The organism is Streptomyces sp. NPDC048671, from assembly GCF_055587045.1.
Genome location: NZ_JBVJHB010000009.1, coordinates 79,834 through 99,016, shown reverse-complemented (window position 1 = coordinate 99,016; position 19,183 = coordinate 79,834). Strand labels below are relative to the sequence as shown.

16 protein-coding genes and 1 pseudogene are annotated in these 19,183 nt (G+C 72.3%); 5 read left to right on the top strand and 12 right to left on the bottom strand.

The annotated features are described in order from the left end of the window. Nucleotides 1–74: 74 nt before the first annotated feature. The 7 genes from ACZ6S6_RS19330 to ACZ6S6_RS19300 all read right to left on the bottom strand — a co-directional run bounded on the left by ACZ6S6_RS19330 (nucleotide 75) and on the right by ACZ6S6_RS19300 (nucleotide 10,652). On the bottom strand, nucleotides 75–1,469 hold the full coding sequence (locus ACZ6S6_RS19330; RefSeq protein ID WP_469706342.1) for an aldehyde dehydrogenase family protein: 1,395 nt from the start codon (nucleotides 1,467–1,469) through the stop codon (nucleotides 75–77). A 194-nt stretch (nucleotides 1,470–1,663) separates the two neighbouring features. Next, nucleotides 1,664–3,022 (bottom strand): ABC transporter ATP-binding protein, encoded by a 1,359-nt coding sequence (locus ACZ6S6_RS19325; protein WP_362956452.1) that lies wholly within the window; start codon nucleotides 3,020–3,022, stop codon nucleotides 1,664–1,666. A gap of 156 nt (nucleotides 3,023–3,178) precedes the next feature. After that, the gene (locus tag ACZ6S6_RS19320) at nucleotides 3,179–5,431 is read right to left on the bottom strand and encodes a molybdopterin oxidoreductase family protein (RefSeq protein ID WP_469706341.1); all 2,253 of its coding nucleotides are present in this window, start codon (nucleotides 5,429–5,431) and stop codon (nucleotides 3,179–3,181) included. A 153-nt stretch (nucleotides 5,432–5,584) separates the two neighbouring features. After that, complete coding sequence (locus ACZ6S6_RS19315; RefSeq protein ID WP_362956457.1) at nucleotides 5,585–6,205, bottom strand: TetR/AcrR family transcriptional regulator; 621 nt, start codon at nucleotides 6,203–6,205, stop codon at nucleotides 5,585–5,587. A 45-nt stretch (nucleotides 6,206–6,250) separates the two neighbouring features. Then, complete coding sequence (locus tag ACZ6S6_RS19310) at nucleotides 6,251–7,534, bottom strand: hypothetical protein (protein ID WP_469706514.1); 1,284 nt, start codon at nucleotides 7,532–7,534, stop codon at nucleotides 6,251–6,253. A gap of 65 nt (nucleotides 7,535–7,599) precedes the next feature. After that, nucleotides 7,600–8,451, bottom strand: a complete 852-nt coding sequence (locus tag ACZ6S6_RS19305; RefSeq protein WP_469706340.1) for a hypothetical protein — start codon at nucleotides 8,449–8,451, stop codon at nucleotides 7,600–7,602. After that, complete coding sequence (locus ACZ6S6_RS19300; protein WP_469706339.1) at nucleotides 8,448–10,652, bottom strand: right-handed parallel beta-helix repeat-containing protein; 2,205 nt, start codon at nucleotides 10,650–10,652, stop codon at nucleotides 8,448–8,450. The genes ACZ6S6_RS19305 and ACZ6S6_RS19300 overlap by 4 nt, the downstream gene beginning before the upstream one ends. Nucleotides 10,653–10,774: 122 nt before the next feature. On the opposite strand from ACZ6S6_RS19300, the gene hmgA reads away from it, so the two are divergent. The 3 genes from hmgA (at nucleotide 10,775) to ACZ6S6_RS19285 (ending at nucleotide 14,306) form a co-directional block, all read left to right on the top strand. Beyond that, nucleotides 10,775–12,103 carry a homogentisate 1,2-dioxygenase gene (hmgA, locus tag ACZ6S6_RS19295; RefSeq protein WP_469706338.1) on the top strand — a complete coding sequence of 443 codons (1,329 nt, stop codon included), beginning with the start codon at nucleotides 10,775–10,777 and terminating at the stop codon, nucleotides 12,101–12,103. A gap of 84 nt (nucleotides 12,104–12,187) precedes the next feature. Then, nucleotides 12,188–12,973: a GntR family transcriptional regulator gene (locus ACZ6S6_RS19290; RefSeq protein ID WP_362956467.1), complete on the top strand. Its 786-nt coding sequence runs from the start codon at nucleotides 12,188–12,190 to the stop codon at nucleotides 12,971–12,973. A gap of 115 nt (nucleotides 12,974–13,088) precedes the next feature. Further along, complete coding sequence (locus ACZ6S6_RS19285; RefSeq protein WP_362956469.1) at nucleotides 13,089–14,306, top strand: type ISP restriction/modification enzyme; 1,218 nt, start codon at nucleotides 13,089–13,091, stop codon at nucleotides 14,304–14,306. A gap of 9 nt (nucleotides 14,307–14,315) precedes the next feature. Here the strand turns inward: ACZ6S6_RS19285 and ACZ6S6_RS19280 are convergent, their stop codons facing one another. Next, a complete protein-coding gene (locus tag ACZ6S6_RS19280) occupies nucleotides 14,316–14,576 on the bottom strand; it encodes a hypothetical protein (protein WP_469706529.1) in 261 nt (86 codons plus the stop codon). Between the two features lie 39 nt (nucleotides 14,577–14,615). On the opposite strand from ACZ6S6_RS19280, the pseudogene ACZ6S6_RS19275 reads away from it, so the two are divergent. Continuing rightward, nucleotides 14,616–15,111, top strand: a pseudogene (locus tag ACZ6S6_RS19275) (ABC transporter permease); the annotation flags it as partial. 16 nt (nucleotides 15,112–15,127) lie between these two features. Here ACZ6S6_RS19275 and ACZ6S6_RS19270 read toward each other — a convergent pair. The 3 genes from ACZ6S6_RS19270 to ACZ6S6_RS19260 form a co-directional block, all read right to left on the bottom strand. Further along, nucleotides 15,128–15,742, bottom strand: a complete 615-nt coding sequence (locus ACZ6S6_RS19270; RefSeq protein ID WP_469706337.1) for a TetR/AcrR family transcriptional regulator — start codon at nucleotides 15,740–15,742, stop codon at nucleotides 15,128–15,130. 177 nt (nucleotides 15,743–15,919) lie between these two features. Continuing rightward, on the bottom strand, nucleotides 15,920–16,183 hold the full coding sequence (locus ACZ6S6_RS19265) for a hypothetical protein (RefSeq protein WP_123528064.1): 264 nt from the start codon (nucleotides 16,181–16,183) through the stop codon (nucleotides 15,920–15,922). 335 nt (nucleotides 16,184–16,518) lie between these two features. Further along, the gene (locus ACZ6S6_RS19260; protein ID WP_469706336.1) at nucleotides 16,519–17,328 is read right to left on the bottom strand and encodes an SGNH/GDSL hydrolase family protein; all 810 of its coding nucleotides are present in this window, start codon (nucleotides 17,326–17,328) and stop codon (nucleotides 16,519–16,521) included. A 239-nt stretch (nucleotides 17,329–17,567) separates the two neighbouring features. Between ACZ6S6_RS19260 and ACZ6S6_RS19255 the strand changes: the two genes are divergently transcribed. Then, the gene (locus ACZ6S6_RS19255; RefSeq protein ID WP_469706335.1) at nucleotides 17,568–18,674 is read left to right on the top strand and encodes a DUF5925 domain-containing protein; all 1,107 of its coding nucleotides are present in this window, start codon (nucleotides 17,568–17,570) and stop codon (nucleotides 18,672–18,674) included. 71 nt (nucleotides 18,675–18,745) lie between these two features. Here the strand turns inward: ACZ6S6_RS19255 and ACZ6S6_RS19250 are convergent, their stop codons facing one another. Further along, the gene (locus ACZ6S6_RS19250) at nucleotides 18,746–19,120 is read right to left on the bottom strand and encodes a GntR family transcriptional regulator (protein WP_362956480.1); all 375 of its coding nucleotides are present in this window, start codon (nucleotides 19,118–19,120) and stop codon (nucleotides 18,746–18,748) included. Nucleotides 19,121–19,183 lie beyond the last annotated feature (63 nt).

Genomic DNA, 19,183 nt, shown 5'->3' with positions numbered 1-19,183 from the left:
TGCTGATCGGGGAGTGCGGACTCGGGGTGCGGACTCGGGGTGCGGACTCGGGGAACTGGCTCAGGGGAACTGGCTCAGAATTGGAGGGACTTGGTCTGGAGGTACTCCGCGAGGCCGTGGAGACCCAGCTCGCGGCCGACGCCGGACTGCTTGTAGCCGCCGAAGGGGGCGAGCGGGTTGAACCGGCCGCCGTTGATGTCGACCTGCCCGGTGTCCATCCGGCGGGCGAAGGCGACGGCCTGCGCGTCGTCGGCGGCCCAGACGGCGCCGGCGAGCCCGTACACGGTGCCGTTGGCGATCCGCAGGGCGTCGTCCTCGTCCTCGTACTTCAGGATCGAGATGACCGGGCCGAAGATCTCCTCCTGGGCGATGGTCATCTCCGGGGTGACATCGGCGAAGACGGTGGGGCTGACGTAGTAGCCCGTGCCGAGCGGCGCGTCGGGGCCGCCCGCGACGACGCGGGCGCCCTCCTCGATGCCCTTCTCGATGTAACCGCGCACCCGGGCCTGCTGCTTGGCGTTGACGAGCGGGCCGACCCGCTCGCCGGGCACGTACTTCGCGACGGCCGCCGCCGCGAGGGCGACCGCCTCCTCGTACCGGTCGGCGTCCACCAGCATCCGGGTCCAGGCGCTGCACGTCTGGCCGGAGTTGGACATCACGTTGGCGACGCCGACGTTGACCGCCTTGGCGAGATCGGCGCCGGGCAGGATGACGTTGGCGGACTTCCCGCCGAGCTCCAGGGCGACGCGCTTGACCGCGCCGCCCGCGGTCGCGCCGATCTGCTTGCCGACGGCGGTGGACCCGGTGAAGGAGACCAGGTCCACGTCCGCGTGCGCGGCGAGGGCCTGTCCGGCGACCGGGCCAAGGCCCGTGACCAGGTTGAAGACCCCGGCGGGCAGACCCGCCTCGGCGGTGGCCTCGGCGAAGAGCTGAGCGGTGAGCGGGGTGTCCTCGGCGGGCTTGAGGACGACGGTGCAGCCCGCGGCGAGCGCGGGAGCGACCTTGGCGACGATCTGGTGCAGCGGGTAGTTCCACGGGGTGATCGCGCCGACCACGCCGACGGGCTCCAGGAGCACGGTGGAGTTGCCGTGCCGCTCCTCGAAGGCGTACGTCGCGGCGAGTTCGGCGTACGAGCCGGCGACCAGCACCGGCACCCCCGCGTGCACCATCTGCGACATCGGCAGCGGTGAGCCAAGTTCGGCGGTGACCGTCTCGGCGATCTCGTCCTTGCGGGCCGCCAGCACGTCGCGCAGCGCGCCGATCCGGGCGGCGCGCTCGGCCGGCGGGGTCGCGGCCCAGCCGGGGAGGGCGGCGCGCGCGGCCCGTACCGCGTCATCGACGTCGGCCGCCGTTCCGGCCGGGACGTGGGCGATGACCTGCTCGTCCGCCGGATTGACGACCGCGATCGTGTCCGTTCCCGCGGCTTGCCGCCATTCGCCGCCGATGTACATACCGTCGTGGGCCTTCATGGTGTTCCTCCCGGGCACGGTGACGGACAGGGCGTCCACGCACCAAACTAGCGCTGTTAGTTTTCAGGCGCCAGAGACACGGGTCACGCGTGGTCCACCGTTTCACCCGGAAGTGCGCGGGGCGGCCTCCTTCTCCGTCGAACTGTCGAACCGTCGGCCGTCGAACCGTCGAACCGTTGAGCCCTGCGACCGGGTTACATGTCCAGCCCCGGGACGTCCTTCGGCAGCGGGCAGATCCGGCGCCCCTGGTGGTCGAAGACGTACAGGTGCGCCAGGTCCACCAGGAGCGGGACCTGGCCCCCGGTGCGCAGCCGCATGTCGGGGCCGGTACGCACGACGAGGTCGCTGGCCGTGACCGCGGGGCGGTCGGGGCTGCGCACCCCCGGCGGCAGCGTCTCGGGACCCGGCTCGTCCAGTACGGCGACGGAGCCGCTGATGTACCCGGTGGCGCGTTCCTTGAGCCGTTCCAGCACGCCGACTCCGCCTTCGGCGCCGCGGCGCCTTCGCGGGGCGCCGCGCTCCGGGCGGGCCGACTCCAGATCCGGCACCACGGCGGGCTGTGAACCGGTGTTGAGGTGGACCAGCGCCTCGTGCCCCTGGTACTCGACATGCTCGACGATGCCGCTGAGCGCGACCTCTCCGGGGCGGGCCTGGCTGGGCGCGGCGATCCGGACCGCTTCGGAGCGCAGTCCGACGATGATCCGGCGGCCCTGCTGGATGCGGAGCAACTGGTGGTCGGGGCTGAGCGGTTCGGGCAGCGGGAGGCGCTGGCGGCCGAGGTCGATCGACATCCGCCCCTCCAGGGGTGCGTGGACGACGGCCTGGAGCAGATTGATCCGCGGGGTGCCGATGAACGCGGCGACGAACACGTTCTCCGGCAGGGCGTACACCTCGCGCGGCGGGCTGACCTGCTGGAGCACTCCCCCGCGCATCACGGCGACCCGGTGGCCCAGCGACATCGCCTCGGCCTGGTCGTGGGTCACGTAGACCGTGGTGACGCCGAGTTCCTTGGTGAGCTGGGATATCTCGGCGCGCAGATGGTTGCGGAGCTTCGCGTCGAGGTTGGAGAGGGGCTCGTCCATCAGGAAGGCGGAGGGCTGGCGCGAAATAGCCCGGCCCATGGCGACCCGCTGGCGCTCGCCGCCGGAGAGCTGGCCGGGGAGCCGGTCCAGGACGCTCTCGATCCCGAGCATCCTGGCCGTGTTCTCGATGCGCTCGTTGTGGTCCTGGCGCGGGTTCTCCAGCTTCAGCGGGAAGCCGATGTTGGCCCGGTTGGTCATGGTCGGGTAGAGCGCGAAGTTCTGGAAGACCATGGCCATTCCGCGTTCGCGGGGCGTGAGGTGGTTGGCCGGTTCACCGTCGAGCAGCACCTCGCCCTCGGAGACGTCCTCCAGACCGGCGATCATGCGGAGCACGGTCGATTTTCCGCAGCCCGAGGGGCCCAGCAGGACGACGAACTCGCCCGGGTCGATGGAGAGCGAGAGACGGTCGACGGCACGCGAGGACCGTCCGTACGCCTTGCTGACATTGTTCAGAGTGATGGCGCGAGTCATGTGGTTCCGCCCGGAAGGATGGTGGTGGAGCGGTGGGGAGCGGCAGCAGTGGCCTGAAATTAACCCACTGGGCGGGGTGAGGGAATGACTCGCGCAAAGGTTCCCAGGTACTGGGAACGGTTCGGGGCTGCGTCGAAGCGACCGGCAGGGCTTCGGTCAGGGTGCGGGTGCCACGGTGACGGGGATGCCGTTGAGTACGGCGGTGCCGGAGAGCGGGTCGAGCCGGGTGCCGTCGAGCAGCTGGTTGACGTTGACGCCGGGCCGTGCCGCGGCGACGGACATCCGGGTGCCGGGGCGGCTGTGCCCCCAGCCGTGCGGGAGGCTCACCACGCCCGTCCGTACGCCGTCGGTGATCTCGACGGGGGCGGTCAGCTCGCCCCCGTCCGCCGTGACGGTGGCGGCGGCGCCGTCCGCCAGTCCGAGACGCGCCGCGTCCTCGGGGTGCATCTGGAGGGTGCAGACGTTGGAACCGCCGGTGAGCGCGGCGACGTTGTGCATCCAGCTGTTGTTGGAGCGCAGGTGGCGGCGGCCGATGAGGACGAGTGCGTCGGGGTCGGTACGGCCCGCGAGGGCGTCGCGCAGCCGGGGCAGATCGGCGGCGATGGGCGCGGGGAGCAGTTCGACGCGTCCGCTGCGGGTGGTGAGGACCTGGGGGATCCGTGAGGTGAGGGGGCCGAGGTCGATGCCGTGCGGGTGGGCGAGCAGCCGTTCCAGGGTGAGGCCGTCGGGGTCGGCGCCGAAGCCGTCGCCGTACGGGCCGAGGCGCAGCATCAGGTCGAGGCGGCGTTCGGGTCCGGTGCGGCCGGTGAGCGCGGCGGCGAGTTCGGCGGGGCTCCGGCCGTGCACGGGCGAGTGGGGGTCGGTGACGGTCTTGCCGAGGGTCCGGTCGATGACCATGGCGTCCACGGCGTCCGGCTCCGCGCCGTGCGTTCCGGAGACGGCCAGGACGAGCCGGGCGAGGATCTCGCTCTCGTCCATCCGGTCCGCGTCCAGGGGAACGGCGGGCCGGGTGTAGCGGACCTGGTTGCGCACGGCCAGGGTGTTGAACGCGAAGTCGAAGTGGGCGCTCTGCGAGGGCGGCGGCGGGGGGAGGAGCACATCGGCGTGGCGCGAGGTCTCGTTGAGGTACGGGTCGACGCTCACCATGAAGTCGAGCCCGTCGGCCAGCGCCCGGTCGAGCCGGTCGCCGTCGGGCGCCGAGAGCACGGGGTTGGCGGCCAGGACGATCAGTGCGCGGATGCGCCCCTCCCCCGGCGTGCCGATCTCCTCGGCCAGTGCGGAGATGGGCAGTTCGCCCTTGGCCTCGGGGTGCCCGGAGACCCGGCTCGACCAGCGCCCGAGGGCGAATCCCTTGCCGGGGGCGGCGGGTCGTGGGGCGCGGGCGGTGGCGGAGAGCGGGAAGAGGGCGCCGCCGGGGCGGTCGAGGTTGCCGGTGAGGATGTTGAGGACGTCGACGAGCCAGCTGGCGAGGGTGCCGTGTTCGACGGTGCAGCTGCCGATCCGGCCGTAGACGGCGGCGGTGGGGGCGGCCGCGAGCTCCCGGGCGATCGTGCGGATGGTGCCGGCGTCCACGTCACAGGCCCCGGCCACCGCCTCGGGCGGGAAGTCCCGCACCGCTTCGGCCACTTCGTCGATCCCCTGGACGTGATCCGCGAGCGCGCCGGGGTCGGTCAGCTTCTCCTCGAACAGTACGTGGGTGACGGCGGCGAGCAGGAGGGCGTCGGTTCCGGGGCGGATGGCGACATGCCGGTCGGCGAGACGTGCGGTACGGGTGCGGCGCGGGTCGATCACGGTGAGGCTGCCGCCGCGGCGGCGCAGCGCCTTCAGCTTGCCGGGGAAGTCGGGGGCGGTGCAGAGGCTGCCGTTGGATTCGAGCGGGTTGGCGCCGAGCAGCAGCAGATGCCCGGTGCGGTCGAGGTCGGGTACCGCGATCGTGTTCGGGTCGCCGAAGAGAAGCCCGCTGGAGACGTGTTTGGGCATCTGGTCCAGGGTGCTCGCGGTGAACAGGGACCGGGTCCGCAATGCGGCGAGCAGGGCGGACGGGTAGAGGGCCCCGGCCATGGTGTGCACGTTGGGATTGCCGAGGACGACGCCGACGGCCTGCGGGCCGTGCTCCTCGGTGACGGCCGGCAGGGCGCGGGCGATCGCGTCGAACGCCTCGCCCCAGCTCGCCTCCGTCAGGACCCCGTTCTTGCGGACGAGCGGGGTGCGCAGCCGGTCGGGGTCCTCTTCGAGTCCGCCGATGGAGGCGCCCTTGGGGCAGATGAAGCCCTGGCTGAACACGTCGTCGCGGTCGCCGCGGGCGCCGGTGACCCTGTTCCCCTCGATGGTGAGGGTGAGTCCGCAGGTGGCTTCGCAGAGGGGGCAGATGCGCAGGGCGGTGCGGGTACTGCTGGGGTCGTGCGGCATGGGCCCTCCCCGGGGCGGCGGCAGCGTTGGCGTGCGTACGCGGTAGAGCAGGGCCGAGCATACCGACCGGTACGCACGGTGGGGAGGTGTTGCGGCGAGCCGGTTGTCCGGCCCTCCGGCCGGGACACGGCGGACGCTGCGCGCCGGGCGGCCTCAGTCCAGTACGCGCGCCAGATACGCCTGGATCAGCACCCGCGTCTCGGTGACGATCGCCTGGTCGCCGGCCGGGGCGATGCGGAAGGCGAGCTTGAGCAGGGCGTCGGTGGCCTCCACGCAGACCAGGATGGTGCGCAGCAGATCCTCGTCGGAGGTACGGCCCAGATGCTCGCAGAGAAGCTCGGCGAGCCGGCTCGCGACCCGGTGATTGGCGTCGTCGGCCGGGTCCTCGTCGGGCGCGGGTGCGCCGAAGTCGACGAACGCGAAGCCGGGTACGGAGCGTTTCATCGCCAGGTACTCGTCGAGCACGGCATCGATGGCACCGCGCCAGTCGTCGGCCGCGATGGCGGCCAGCCGGGCCGTGATGCGCTCGGCGTAGCTGTCAAGATTGCGCAGGGCGAGGGCGTCGGCGAGGGCGCGCTTGTTGGAGAAGAACCGGTAGACGGAGCCGATGGGGACTTCGGCACGCACGGCCACGGCCCGGGTCGAGAGCTGCTCGTAGCCGGTCTCGTCGAGGAGTTCGGCGCAGGCGTCGAGTATCCGGGCGAGGCGCTCGGCACTGCGCTGCTGCACGGGGGCGCGGCGGAGGTTCGTGTTCGCATGGGGCACGGACTCCATGATGCCGTGGGCCTCCTTCGCCGGGCATAAAGGTACGCACCGGCCTCAGGCGATGAGCAGGCTCAGCCCGCCGATGGTGTACGCGATCATCAGGACCAGCAGCGGGAGTTGTCCGGCTATCGCGCGTCGGGGCGGGAAGAGCCGTACGGAACGGTCGTGGGCGGCGACGACGCCGAGGACGTGGCCGAGGACGATCGCGAGGACCTGGAGGGTGGCGACGCCGCCCGGCCCCAGGAGCGGCTCGGGCGGAGCCGGGTTGTCAGTGCCGAGTGCCACCATGACTGTACGTGGCCCCTCGGTGACGAAGAGTGTGAAGTAGTGGGCGACGAGATAGCCGAGGGCGATCGGGACGAGCGAGTGCGCGAAGGCGGTGAGGGGGTGGGGCAGTTGGCCGGAGAGCAGCCGGGTGGCACCGGCGCAGAGCGCGTAGAGGGTGGCGACGAGGGCGACGGCGCCCAGAAGTCCGAGCGTGGCCGCGGTGGTGCGGCCCAGGGGGGAGGTCTGGACGGTGGTGATCCAGGAGGGTGCGTCGGAGAAGCCGTCGTAGGCGGTGGAGCCGAGCATGACGCAGACGGTGGCGACGAGTCCGGGGAGCTGTGGTGTGGCGTCGAGTCCGTTGAACGGGGAGCGCAGGACGAGGCGGCGGTCGGCGGGGCGGCGGCCGAGCGGGGAGAGCCTGGCGAGGAGTCCCGAATACACCTCGAAGGCGTCGGCGTGGTCGAACCAGTGGGCGCCGTGGCGGGCGGCGCCCACGAGATGGACGGCGGAGTACAGGGCGAGGAAGAGCAGCAGCGCGGTGGGTGACGCGGGGTCGGGGGCGACGAGTTCGAGCCAGGTGAAGGCGAGGAGCCCGGCCGCCGCGGGCCACATCCCGAGGCGTACGGGGAGGGGGTGGCCGGCGTCGGGGTCGCGCCCCAGCACGCGGCAGGCCAGGAGGTGGAGGGTGCGCAGCGGGTTGAGCAGCCGCCAGACGGGGCCGAGCAGCAGTGAGGCCGGGACGAGCCCGACCCAGAGGAGTACGTAGATGGCGCCCGGAGCCGGATTGCGGTCCGGGTCGGCCGGGCCGAGGAGGAGGTACAGCACGACGAACAGCGCGGCGGCCAGGCCGAGCGCGCGGGCCACGACGCGGGTGGCACGCGCGTCGGCCGCGCGCTGGACGGCGGCCGGCAGCGGGCGGCCCGCCAGTGCGCCGCGGAACCGGGAGGCGGACCAGAGCAGGCCGAGCGCGAGAAAGGAGACGAACAGCGCGGCGAAGGCGCCCGCGAACGCGTAGAAGGGCGAGAGCGGCAGATCGTGCTGGGCGCCGATGCCATGGGCGAGAACGCTCACGGCATCCGCACCGGCACCGGCGGCGGTATCGCCGCCGGTGCCGGTACCGCTGCCCGGACCGGCCGTCACCGTACGACGAGTTGGGTCAGGAGCAGATCGGACTCATGCGTCTCGACCTCGAAGAGCCCGGTGCGGTCGGCGGTGAACGTGAGTGTGACGGTTCTGCCGGCGGGCAGCCGCGCCTCCTTGTCGTAGCCGTGCACGTGCAGGTTGTCGTCGTGGTCGCTGCGGACCCGGAGCCGCACGGTCTCTCCCTTCTTGATCTCGGCGCGCCCCGGCGCCGGGCTGACCTTGCCGTCGCGGATCGAGATCTCCAGCGTGGTGCCGGGCGCCGACTCGGTGGGGGTGGGTGCGGTCGCAGAAGTGGCGGTGAGGGCGGTGGTGGCCTGGACCGGGGTGGAGCCGACGGCCCAGGCGGTGTGGTCGTCGGCGTAAAGACGGGCGGTGAGTTCGGTGCCGCCCCCGGCGCCGCGGAGCAGTGACTCCGGCAGGTGGAACCAGGCTCCGTAGACCCGGGCGAGCGGATGGCCGTCGAGGAAGAGGCGGGCGTGGCCCCGGCCGAGGAGCGCGCCGCCGCCCACGCTGTCCGGGGTGAACCGGAAGTTCCGTACCGAGAGGTGGACGTTCCAGCCGTCCTCCGAGTCCGGCCGCACGGCGAGGGTCACCTCCGGCGCGCCCTTGGCGTCGACCTGGCGCAACCGGTGACCGGAGCCGTCGTCCGAGGACAGGAGCCGCCCGACGCTGCCGGTGGCCTGCTCGTGGCTGGTGCCCGGCTTGTGGTGCGTGGTGGCCCGCCCGCCGCAGGCGCCCGCACCGAGCACGAGGGCGGCTGCGGTGAGCACGGAGAGGGCGGCCCTGCGGCAGGTCCGCGGCCGCGGCCGCGGGGCAGCCGGTGCCTGGTCCTGAAGGCGTGTCACGAGGCGTCTCCGTCCGGGGCGGGGTCAGAGGGGCTCTGCGGCGGCGAGGTGCTGTCCGGGGTGGAAGCAGAGGCCGGGGCGGAAGCCGGGGCAGGGGCTGAGGCAGAAGCGGAAGCTGAGGCCGAGGGGGTACCGGTGGCCGGAACCCGCTCCGGGTCCGCCTGGTCCGTGCCCGCACCGCCGTCCGGATCAGGCTTCCCGGCTTCCCGTTCCCCGTGCCGGGCGGCGGCCACCACGGCCCACACCACCCAGACCACGCCGAGCAGCCCCCGCACCCAGGCGGGGCTCAGCGGGATCCACGGGATCATGAACACGCCCTTGTCCAGCGCGTCGAGGAGCGTGAGCGCGCCCAGCACCACCGTGGTCCAGCCCAGCGCCGGCCGCTCCCGCCGCAGCACCAGCCCGATGCCCGTCCACCAGAGCCCGGTCAGCAGCAGCGCGACGGCGGGCAGGTACGAGGAGGCGAGCCCCATGGTCGACCCGGCCACGTCCAGGCCGAGGCCGATGAGACCGAGGGCCGAGGCCGCCGTGGCGAGCCTGCTCGATCGCAGCCTGCGCCACCACAGCACGCCGCCGACCAGCACGAGCACCACCGCGATGCCCAGGGCCGCCTGCAACTCGATGCGCTCGATCCCGCGCGCCCCGTACCAGTCGCAGCCGGCCGGCAGCCGGCGCGCCTGCACGTTGTAGTCGGCGCAGACCAGCAGCTGGGCGAGCTTGACGGGTTCGCCCACCAGCCGGTCGGTGCGCCCGGTGACCGCGCCGCGTTCGTCGCCGCAGGCGGGCAGCGAGCGGGGCGTGGAGGGCCCCGAGTCCGACTGCCAGCAGTTGCCGTCGCCCTGGCCGTCCCACCACACATCGGTGCGGTTGGGCCGCGCGTTGCCCGCCTTGTCGGTGCCGAGATGGTTGTTGGCGTACCGGTTGTGGTGCGAGGTGTCGGTCTGCTTGCCCAGCGCGCTCTCGCCGCGGATGAAGGCGGGGACGGCGCTCAGGAAGAAGGCGGCGCGCTGCTGCCCGTAGACCCAGTTGTTCTCGTAGATGTTCCAGTTGCCGCCCGCGGTGATGATGCCGGTGCCCGGCGGCATGGAGATCTGCGGGCAGACCACCCCGTTCTCGTAGCCGCGCTCGACCGGCGGCTTGGCGCAGGTGCCGTCGGCGACGTACGGGTAGTAGTCGGCGTTGTTGTCGTGGATCAGGTTGCGCTCGAAGCGGGCGTGGTTCTGCGGCAGCCCCGGGTGGCCGGGGAAGGCGCTGTCCATCGAGGCGCCGCCCATGTTGTGGTCGAACTCGTTGTCGTGGACGTAGACGGAGTCACCCGCGGTGCCGGAGTAGCCGACCATGTTGTGGTGGCTGTGGCAGCCGGTGATCTCGATCGAGTAGCGCGGGACCTTGTAGCCGTAGGTGTCGTTGATGTTCGACGCGCTGCCCGGATAGATGCCGGAGTCGCCGTTGCCGTACGACTCGCAGTTCTTGTAGAGGCCGTGGTCGCTGGCGAAGGTCAGGAAGCCGTACTCGTCGTTCCAGCGGGTCAGCACGTCGTCGATGACGAAGCCGTCCTGGGCCAGGATGTACAGCGAGTTGAAGGTGGTGCGCTGGGCGGTGAAGTTCTTGAAGTAGACGCCGTCGGAGCCGTCCGCCCGGATCGCGTTGAGCTTCCGGTACTTGGCGTCGATGACGACGTCCGTGCGCTCGGCGCCGGTGCCCTCGATCTGGAGGTCCTTCTTGCCGAGGATCGCCACCAGGTTCTGGTTGTGCGGGCACTTCGCCTGCTGGGCGTAGCTCAGGATCTGGTAGCCGAGCTGGGAGTTGGGGGCCTTCAGGCGGGCGCACTCGCCGGCCGGTGCCGGCAGCGAGGGCTCCTCCTCGTAGAGGCCGGGCAGGATCGCGATGTTCTTCCCTGGCCCGGTGACCGCGTCGACGGCCTGCTGGAGATGGCGGTAGCCGGACTTCTGGCACCGGTCGAAGAGCTTGAGGTTCCTGGACCGCAGGGCGTCGGGGAAGCCCGATATCCGGTGCTCGAAGTCGGCCCGGTCGCTCTTGCAGACCAGGAGGTCCGGCTCGCCACCGCGGTGCACGGGGACGCTGCCGGTGCCGTCGGGCAGGGTGACCGGCCGTTCCTCGTGCGCCTGGGCGGCCGGGACCGCGAGGAGGGCGGCGGCCAGCGCCGCCAGTATCACCAGAAGTCTTCGTGTCCACGACATGTGCCGGAGAGTAGAGCATTGTTCAACTTTTGGAACCCCCCTGCGCACCACGAATGCCGTTGACTCTCCTTCTTTTGATTCCTACGGTTACCCATAGGATTCCTTCGGCACCGGGAGCGCACATGAGCGGCATCGAGCAGGCGAGGAAGACGGCGGAAGAGCTGCGGCATTCCGCCGGTTTCGGCAATCAGCACAGCTCGGAGGCGGTACCGGGGGCGCTGCCGCACGGTCGCAACTCACCGCAGCGCGCACCCCTGGGGCTCTACGCGGAGCAGCTGAGCGGCTCGGCCTTCACCGAGCCGCGCGCCCACAACCGGCGCTCGTGGCTCTACCGGATCCGCCCCTCCGCGGCCCATCCGCCGTTCCTCCGGATCGACAACGGGGCCGTCCGCACCGCCCCGTTCACCGAATCCGTCCCCGATCCCAACCGGCTGCGCTGGGACCCGCTCCCGGCGCCCGCGCCCGGTACGGACTTCCTGTCCGGCCTCTGGACGCTGGGAGGCAACGGCGACGCGGCCCGGCGCAGCGGCATGGCCGTGCACCTGTACCACGCGAACGCCTCGATGACCGACCGGGTGTTCAGCGACAGTGACGGCGAGCTGCTGATCGTCCCCGAGCACGGCGGCCTCCTGCTCCGCACCGAACTGGGCCTGCTGCGCGCCGAACCGGGGCATGTCGCGCTGATCCCGCGCGGCGTCCGCTTCCGGGTCGAGCTGCTCGACGCCACCGCGCGCGGCTACGTCTGCGAGAACTACGGCCAGCCCTTCGTCCTCCCCGAACTGGGCCCGATCGGCGCCAACGGCCTGGCCAACGCGCGGGACTTCCTCGCCCCGGTGTCCGCGTACGAGGACGTGGAGCGCCCGGTCGAGGTGGTCAACAAGTTCTGCGGCAACCTCTGGTCGGCGACGTACGACCACTCGCCGCTCGATGTGGTCGCCTGGCACGGCAACCACACCCCGTACGTCTATGACCTGCACCGGTTCAATGTGATCGGCTCGATCAGCTACGACCACCCGGACCCGTCGATCTTCACGGTGCTGACCTCGCCGTCGGACACCCCCGGCCTGGCCGGGGTCGACTTCGTGGTGTTCGCCCCGCGCTGGCTGGTCGGCGAGGACACCTTCCGGCCGCCGTACTTCCACCGCAACGTGATGAGCGAGTACATGGGCCTGATCGAGGGCGCGTACGACGCGAAGACGGCCGGCAAGGGGGGCTTCGTGCCCGGCGGCGGCTCGCTGCACAACATGATGTCGGCGCACGGCCCGGACCGGGAGACCTTCGACCGGGCGAGCTCGGCGGAGCTGAAGCCGCAGAAGATCGACGACGGCCTGGCCTTCATGTTCGAGACCCGCTGGCCCGTCACGGCGACCGGGCAGGCCGCGACCGCCGGACACCTTCAGCACGGCTACGACGACGTGTGGCAGGGTCTGAGCCGCAACTTCATGCCCTGAACCGCAACCTCATGCTCTGAGCCCCGATTTCATGCCGTGACCGGCCTCGCTGGAGCCGGCGACGACGAATGCAGGTGACCCAAGGTGCCGCAGCCCCCTCTGAAGCCCCCCGCGCCCCAGGGGGCCGCCTTCGCGCCCGACTCGCTGGTCCTGAACCGCAAACTGCCGCTGTGGTACCAGGTCTCGCAGTCGTTGCGGGCCTCGATACTGGGCCGCACCCCGGACGCCACGCTGCGGCTGCCGACCGAGGAGCGGCTCGCCGCGCACTACGGCGTCAGCGTCCTCACCATGCGCCAGGCGCTCAAGGAGCTGGAGACGGAGGGGCTGATCAGCCGGCACCGGCGGCGCGGCACGTTCATCGAACCGCGCGCCCGCCGGGTGTCACCGGTCCGGCTGCTCGGCTCGATCGACGCGATCGTCGCCCAGCAGTCGGGCGAACTGACCACGGTGCTCGACCACGGCCCGCTCGCCGTGCCGGGAGATGTCGCGGAGTACTTCCCCGGCTGTACGGAGGTCGTCGGCTACCGGCGGCTGCGGTGCGACGAGGAGAGCGGCGAGCCCACCAACTGGGCCCGCAACTGGATCCATCCGGAGGTCGCGGCCGGGCTCGACCCCGCCGACCTCGACCGCTGGCCGATGACGAAGGTGCTGCGCGACCGGGTCGGTGTCCGGATCGCGAGGATCACCGACACGGTCGAGGCCCGGCTCGCGGACCCGGACACCGCCGGTCTGCTCCGGGTCCCGCTGCTCAGCCCGATCCTGTACTACACGGGCGTGACGTACGAGGAGGGCGGCCGGGTGGTCGATGTGGCGCAGATCCGTTACCGGGGCGACCGCTTCTCGTTCTCGGTCACGGTGGAGGCGCACTGACGCCACGGCCGCCTCCCCCTCCCGGCCCACCGCACCCGGCCCCCTGCCCCGGCCCCGGCGGCGCCGTTACGATGCCGGGGAAGGCGGCGGACGTGGCGACGGGGAGGACGACACGGTGGCAGCACCGGCAGCGGCCGGCTCCGGCGAGGGCCCGAGCGGCCCGCTCCTCGACGACCTCATGCCCTGGTCCGTACGGCCGTTGCGGACCGGACGCCCCTGGGTGACGGCTCCGGACGCGGCCTCGCTCAGGGCGCGCTGGGACCGGCTGGCGCGGGCCGGGGACGCCGAGCGCGAGCGGCTGTTCGGCCCCACCCGCTCCCGCACCCCGCACACCCCGGTGGCCGCCCTGCCCGGACAGACCACCGGGACCGGCCGGTTCGCCCGCGAGCCGGGCCGGTGCCCGGAGCCGGTACGGATCCTGCACGGCCCGTTCGACGAGCAGTGGCTGCTCCCCGACCACCGGCTGATAGACGCCGCCCGTCCCGAACTGTGGCGGGTGGCCGACGGGCACCAGCTCTTCGCCGTCGAGCACGGCCGGGTCCCCCAGGACACCGGCCCCGCCCTGTCCGTGACGGCGCTGCTCCCCGACGGGCACTCCCCCGCGGGCCGCCCCGGCCGGATCCGTCCGCTCTACCGGCGCCCCGGCGGCCTCGAACCCAATCTGGCGCCCGGACTGCTCGCACTGCTGCGCGGCCGTCACGGGGACGCGGTCTGCGCGGAGTCCGTGCTGGCGTGGATCCTCGCGGCGGCCCGGCACTCCCCGGCCGGCTGTGTGGTGCCCCTGCCCGCGGACACGGCGCGCTGGTCGGCGGGGGTGGAGCTGGGGCGGGAGCTGCTGCGGCTCCAGTTGCGCGGGGCCCGCGGCGGGGAGCGGCCACGGCTGCCGGGCGGGCGGCGCCCCTATGTGCGCGCCGCGGTGCCTCCCAGCCCGTCGGCCCTGTCGTACGACTCCGGGGAAGAGGCGCTGTCCCTCGGCACGGGCCGCGTCTCGCCGGTGCCCGCCGGGGCGTGGGAGTTCCGGGCCGGCGGCGTCCGCGTGCTGGAGCTGTGGTTCGAGCGGCGGGCGGCGGGGGCCGGGGCGGACGGCCTGGAGGCCGTACGGCCCCGCGCCTGGCCGCAGGAGTGGACGTCCGAGCTGCTGGAACTGATCACGCTGCTCGCCCTGCTCGCCGAGCTGCGGCCCCGGCAGGACGAGCTGGCGCATGGCCCGCAGATCGGCGCGCAGGAGCTGCGGGCGGCGGGGGTGCTGCCGGTGGCGGCCGCGGCACGGCGGCCCGCGTCCGTGCTCGATCACCAGGAGGAGGGCCCGGACGGGCAGTTCGCGCTGCTGTGACCGGGTGGGCTATTCGCGTCCGAACGAGTCCAGCACCCGGCCGATCGCCCGGTCGAAGATCTTCTCCGGATCGACCGGCCCGGCGTCCTCGGCGAATCCCGCCGCCAGCCACGGATACTTCCCGGTCGACAGCTGACTCATCAGATAGCCGGTGCGGGCGGCCTGTTCCTGTTCCTCGGTCCAGGGCAGCGAGCGGCCGCGCTCCGCCGTGGCGATCTCGTGGGCGGCGTAGGTGGTGACCACGCCGTTGACCATGGCGATGAGTTCCATCTTCGCGCCGAACCGTGCTCGACCCCGTCCAGGCAGCTCAGCCGGTCCGCCGTGCCGTTCGGGCAGACCGCGGCCGACCTGCTGACCACGGCCGTCGGCATGGTCCCGCTGATCCTGGTCGGGCTCCGCGGTGGGCTGGCGGATCGAGGGCGGCCCGGCCGCCGCGCTGGGGGCGTTCGGACTGCTGACGCTGTTCCGGTTCGCCACCGCGTGGGTGGGCTGCCGGCTCGGGCTGCTGATCCGCAGCGAGGAGGCGGCCGGCCAGCTGGGTTCCGCCACGTTCGTCCTGCCGCTGCTCTCCAGCCCGTACATCCCGACCGGCAATCTGCCGGGCCCGCCGCGCACCCTCGCGGAGTGGAACCCGATCAGCGCGGCCGCCGCGGCCGCCCGGGACCTCTTCGGCAACGCCGCACCGGCCGCGGACGCCGCCTGGCCGGTCGCCCATCCGGTGGCCGGGACGCTCCTCTGGTCGGCGGTGCTGCTGGCGGTCGCCGTACCGCTGTCGGTACGCCGGTACGCACGCGGCGGCGAGTGACGGGCGGAGAGGACCCTCAGGGACAGTCGGACAGCGCGGCCGGCCGGTCCAGCGCACCCAGCAGGGAGATGAAGCTCGACTCCAGAAAGGCGCCGAGCTCCGCGAGGGCATCCGGTTCGTCGAGCGGCCAGCTGGTGACGGCCTCCTCGGCGAAGGCCATCCAGGCCCGTGCGGCGACGAGCAGCAGCGGCGAATCGGGCATCCCGAGCCGCCGCTGCCCCTCCTCCACCCGCCGGGCCAGGGTGGCCCGGGTGGACTCGACGATGTCCTCCACCGCGGGATGACTGCCGGCGGCGCCGCGGACCAGAGCGAGATAGACCTTGCGGTGCTCCGTGACGTACGCCGCGAATCCGGCGATGAACGACCGCAGCCAGGGGACGGGCTCCAGCGAGGGATCCGGTTCCGTGGCCGCGGCGAAGCCGTCGCACTCCCGCCGCACCACGCAGCGGTAGAAGTCGCGCTTGGAATCGAAGTAGTGGAAGAGCAGCCCCCGGGAGATACCGGCGCGGCGCGCCACGTCATCCGTGGAGAGCTCGTCCAGCGAGCAATCGGCGAGCATGTCCACGCCAATTGATACCAATTGCGCCCTCCGCTCGTCGGGGCTCAGACGCGCGGCTCGCTTCTCGGACATGCGGTCAGTCTAGAAGTACTTCGACACCGAATTACCTTGACACCCACTCCACCGCCTGCGGGCGTACGCCCACAGCCGCGCCGAGGGCCTCACGCGGACATGGCGACGCGCCACTGCCGGCCCCGGGGATGACGGGAGAGCGGGCAGCAGCGCGGTACCTGGACCGGGGCCGTCGGATCAGCGGCGGCTGCCGAAGAGCGAGCGTCGCAGTCGTCGCAGAGGTGCGAAGAGCGAGACCCGCGCGCTCTTGCTCCGGCGTGTGTGCGCGGCGTCGCGCGAGGTCAGCTCGCGCATCAGCAGCGTCGCCTCCGCGGAATCGCGCTGCGGGACGACGGGGCCACCCAGCACCGCGAGATGGCGGTCGAGGCGCGAACTCGTCGCACCGCTCCCGCAGGTAATAGCAGGCACTCGCGGCCTGCTGCGCACCGTTATCTGTTCCATGTCACTCCCCACCCGTACGAGGGCACCCGACCCGGGCAGGTTAACCCTATCCCCCCGCACCGACACTCATGCATCCCGGGCACAGGATTGAGCACACACATACGGAGGTTGACGACGGTCCTCCGAATCTGCCCGATTCCAGGGCGAGTTGGACAGAGTATCAGCGACCGGACACCCCGGGCCGATGCACGGAAAACACCCGGCAGACGCCCGTCCGCAGGAAGGAAGCCCCTGCCTGCGGGGCCTCCTCCCTGCGGACGGCCGGAGCGGACGGCCGAACCGGACGGCCGGAGCAAACAGCCGGAGCGGACGGCGGAAGGGCGCCGGCGCGGGTGTCAGGCGGCCGAGTTGAGGACGGGCAGATAGCCATCGGACTGCCCGGCGGCGAAGGGATGGTACGACTCACCGATGTTGAGCCAGTTGAGACTGTGCAGCCAGGCACTTCCCGAGCAGATCTCGTGCCCGGTGAACTTCCCCGTGACGTCACCGAAGGTGAAGCCGTGGTCGGCCGCGCGCTTGGCGGTGGCCGCGTTCAGGTAGTCGGACGCGCCGTTGATGGCGGCGCGCACCTTGTCGCTCAGACCGACGACGCAGCTGCCGCCGATCTTGTAGAAGCGCGGGTAGCCGAGGACGACGACGTGGGCGGACGGAGCCTTGGCACTGATCGCCGAGTACACCGAGTCGAGCTTGCCCGGCAGCGTGGAGTCCACATAGCTGCGGGCGGTGGCGATCCGGTTGAGGCAGGTGGCCTCCGACTGGAGGACACAGGTCGTCATGACATCGGAGAATCCGGCGTCGTTGCCGCCGATGGAGAGGGAGACGAGGTCGGTCGAGGAGCTGAGCGGTCCGAGCTGATTGGCGGTCACATCACCGGTACGGGCCCCGGAGCAGGCGGTGAAGGCGAACGAGGCGGGCGAGTGGGCGGCGGCCCAGAGCGAGGGGTAGGCGAGGGTGCTGCGCTTGCAGTCCCCGCTGGAGCTGATGTAGCTGCCGGAGCCGACACCCGAGGAGTACGAGTCACCGAGGGCGACATAGTCGACGGCCTGGACGGACGGGGCGGCGTTCGCGGTGGCCGCCCCGGTCAGGGCGATGACGGCACCGAGCAGGAGCGAGGACGAGAACGCCACGAGTCTGGACATTTTCATGGGACCTCCGTTGGACCGGCCGGCAGGATCTCTGCACACATACGTGGTAGCAGCAGGGATGCCCATTCTGGAAGTGTGCATGCCAAGTCATCGGATGGCCTTTGAGCGCCGGTCCCCTGAGGGCGCGTCACGCCGGCGCGCGGAAGTTCGCGCGAGCCCCCCGCCCGGTGCCGGCCGGCGCGCGGGAAGGTGGCGAAACCTGGGTGCGCCGGGTGCCCCGGTGCCGGATCATGGGCGCCATGTCCGCCAACCCCGAGTCCGCGCTGCCGATCCGGCTCACCGTCGACGACAGCGACTCCCCGTCCGACGTCGTCGACGCGCTGTTCCTCGGCCGCTTCGCGACGGGCGAGCAGTCGTACTCGCACAGCACCTCCCTCGACCGGGTCAAGAGCGGGGCGACGCTGCTGCCGCCGGCCGCCACGGTGCTGCGCGCCGCCCGTGACGACGACCGCAGCGCCACGCTCGCCGAGGGCGAGGGCTGGACGCTGCTCGTCTCGCGGTGGAACCGCGGCGCCGACGTCACGGTCACCGCGACCAGCCCCGAACTGGCCCAGAAGGTGCTCGACGAGGCCACGGACGGCGCCCAGGACGAGCCCGATCCGCAGCCCGAGAACGTGACCATGGGCTTCTGGCACGTGTCGCCGCGCCGCGGCCCGTGCCGCACCACCCGGCAGATCACGGCCGGCACCTGGGACGAGGTCCGCGCCAACTACACCGCACCGGTGGCCGATGCCATGGACCGGCTGATGAAGGTCACCCCGGACGACATCGCGGGCCGGCTGCTCCTGCTGCACGGCCCGCCGGGCACCGGCAAGACCTCCGCGCTGCGCACCCTGGCGCGGTCCTGGCGGGACTGGTGCCAGGTCGACTGCGTACTCGACCCCGAACGGCTCTTCAACGACGTCGGCTACCTGATGGACATCGCGATCGGCGAGGACGACGGTACGGCGAAGGGCCGTTGGCGGCTGCTGCTCCTGGAGGACTGCGACGAGCTGATCCGCGGCGAGGCCAAACACACGGCCGGCCAGGCGCTGTCCCGGCTGCTGAACCTCACGGACGGGCTGCTGGGCCAGGGCCGCAACGTCCTCGTCGGGGTGACCACCAACGAGGACCTGGAGCGCCTGCACCCGGCGGTCGTCAGGCCGGGCCGCTGTCTGGCCCGGATCGAGGTGGGCCCGCTGACCCGCAAGGAGTCGGTGGCCTGGCTGGGCACGGACGAGGGCCTGGGACGCGACGTGGCCCACGAGGGCGCGACCCTGGCGGAGCTGTACGCGCTGCGCCGCGGCACGGGACCCGCGTCGGTCCCCAAGCAGGACTCGGGCGCGGACGCGGGCCTGTACCTCTGATACCTCTGAGAGCCGGTGAGGGCCGGTCGGGCGCGCGGGCACGGGTCCGCCGGCGTCGGGCCGCCCTCACCTCACCCCGTGTACACCGCCCGCACCGCGTCCTGCGCCAGCGCGAGCGCCCGCGCACGGGACACCCCCAGCCGCCGGGCCTGCTCCGCGTACTCCCGCGCCGCGGACGCCGCGTTGCGGTCGGCCGCGTCCCCCGCGGCGGCGACGAACGTCCCGTTGCGCCCACGGGTCTCGATCACCCCGTCCGCCTCCAGCGCCCGGTACGCCTTGGCGACCGTGTTGGCGGCGAGGCCCAGCTCCTCGGCGAAGCCGCGTACGGTCGGGAGTCTGTAGCCCACCGGCAGCGCGCCGGAGCGGGCCAGTTCGGAGATCTGCGTGCGCAGCTGCTCGTAAGGGGCGGTGCCGGAATCCGGGTCAACGGAGATCTTCAGAGTCACGGGCCCGATTCTCCCCCCACCGCCCGAGTCCGCCGGCACCAGCCGCCCGCGTCCGGCCCCGGA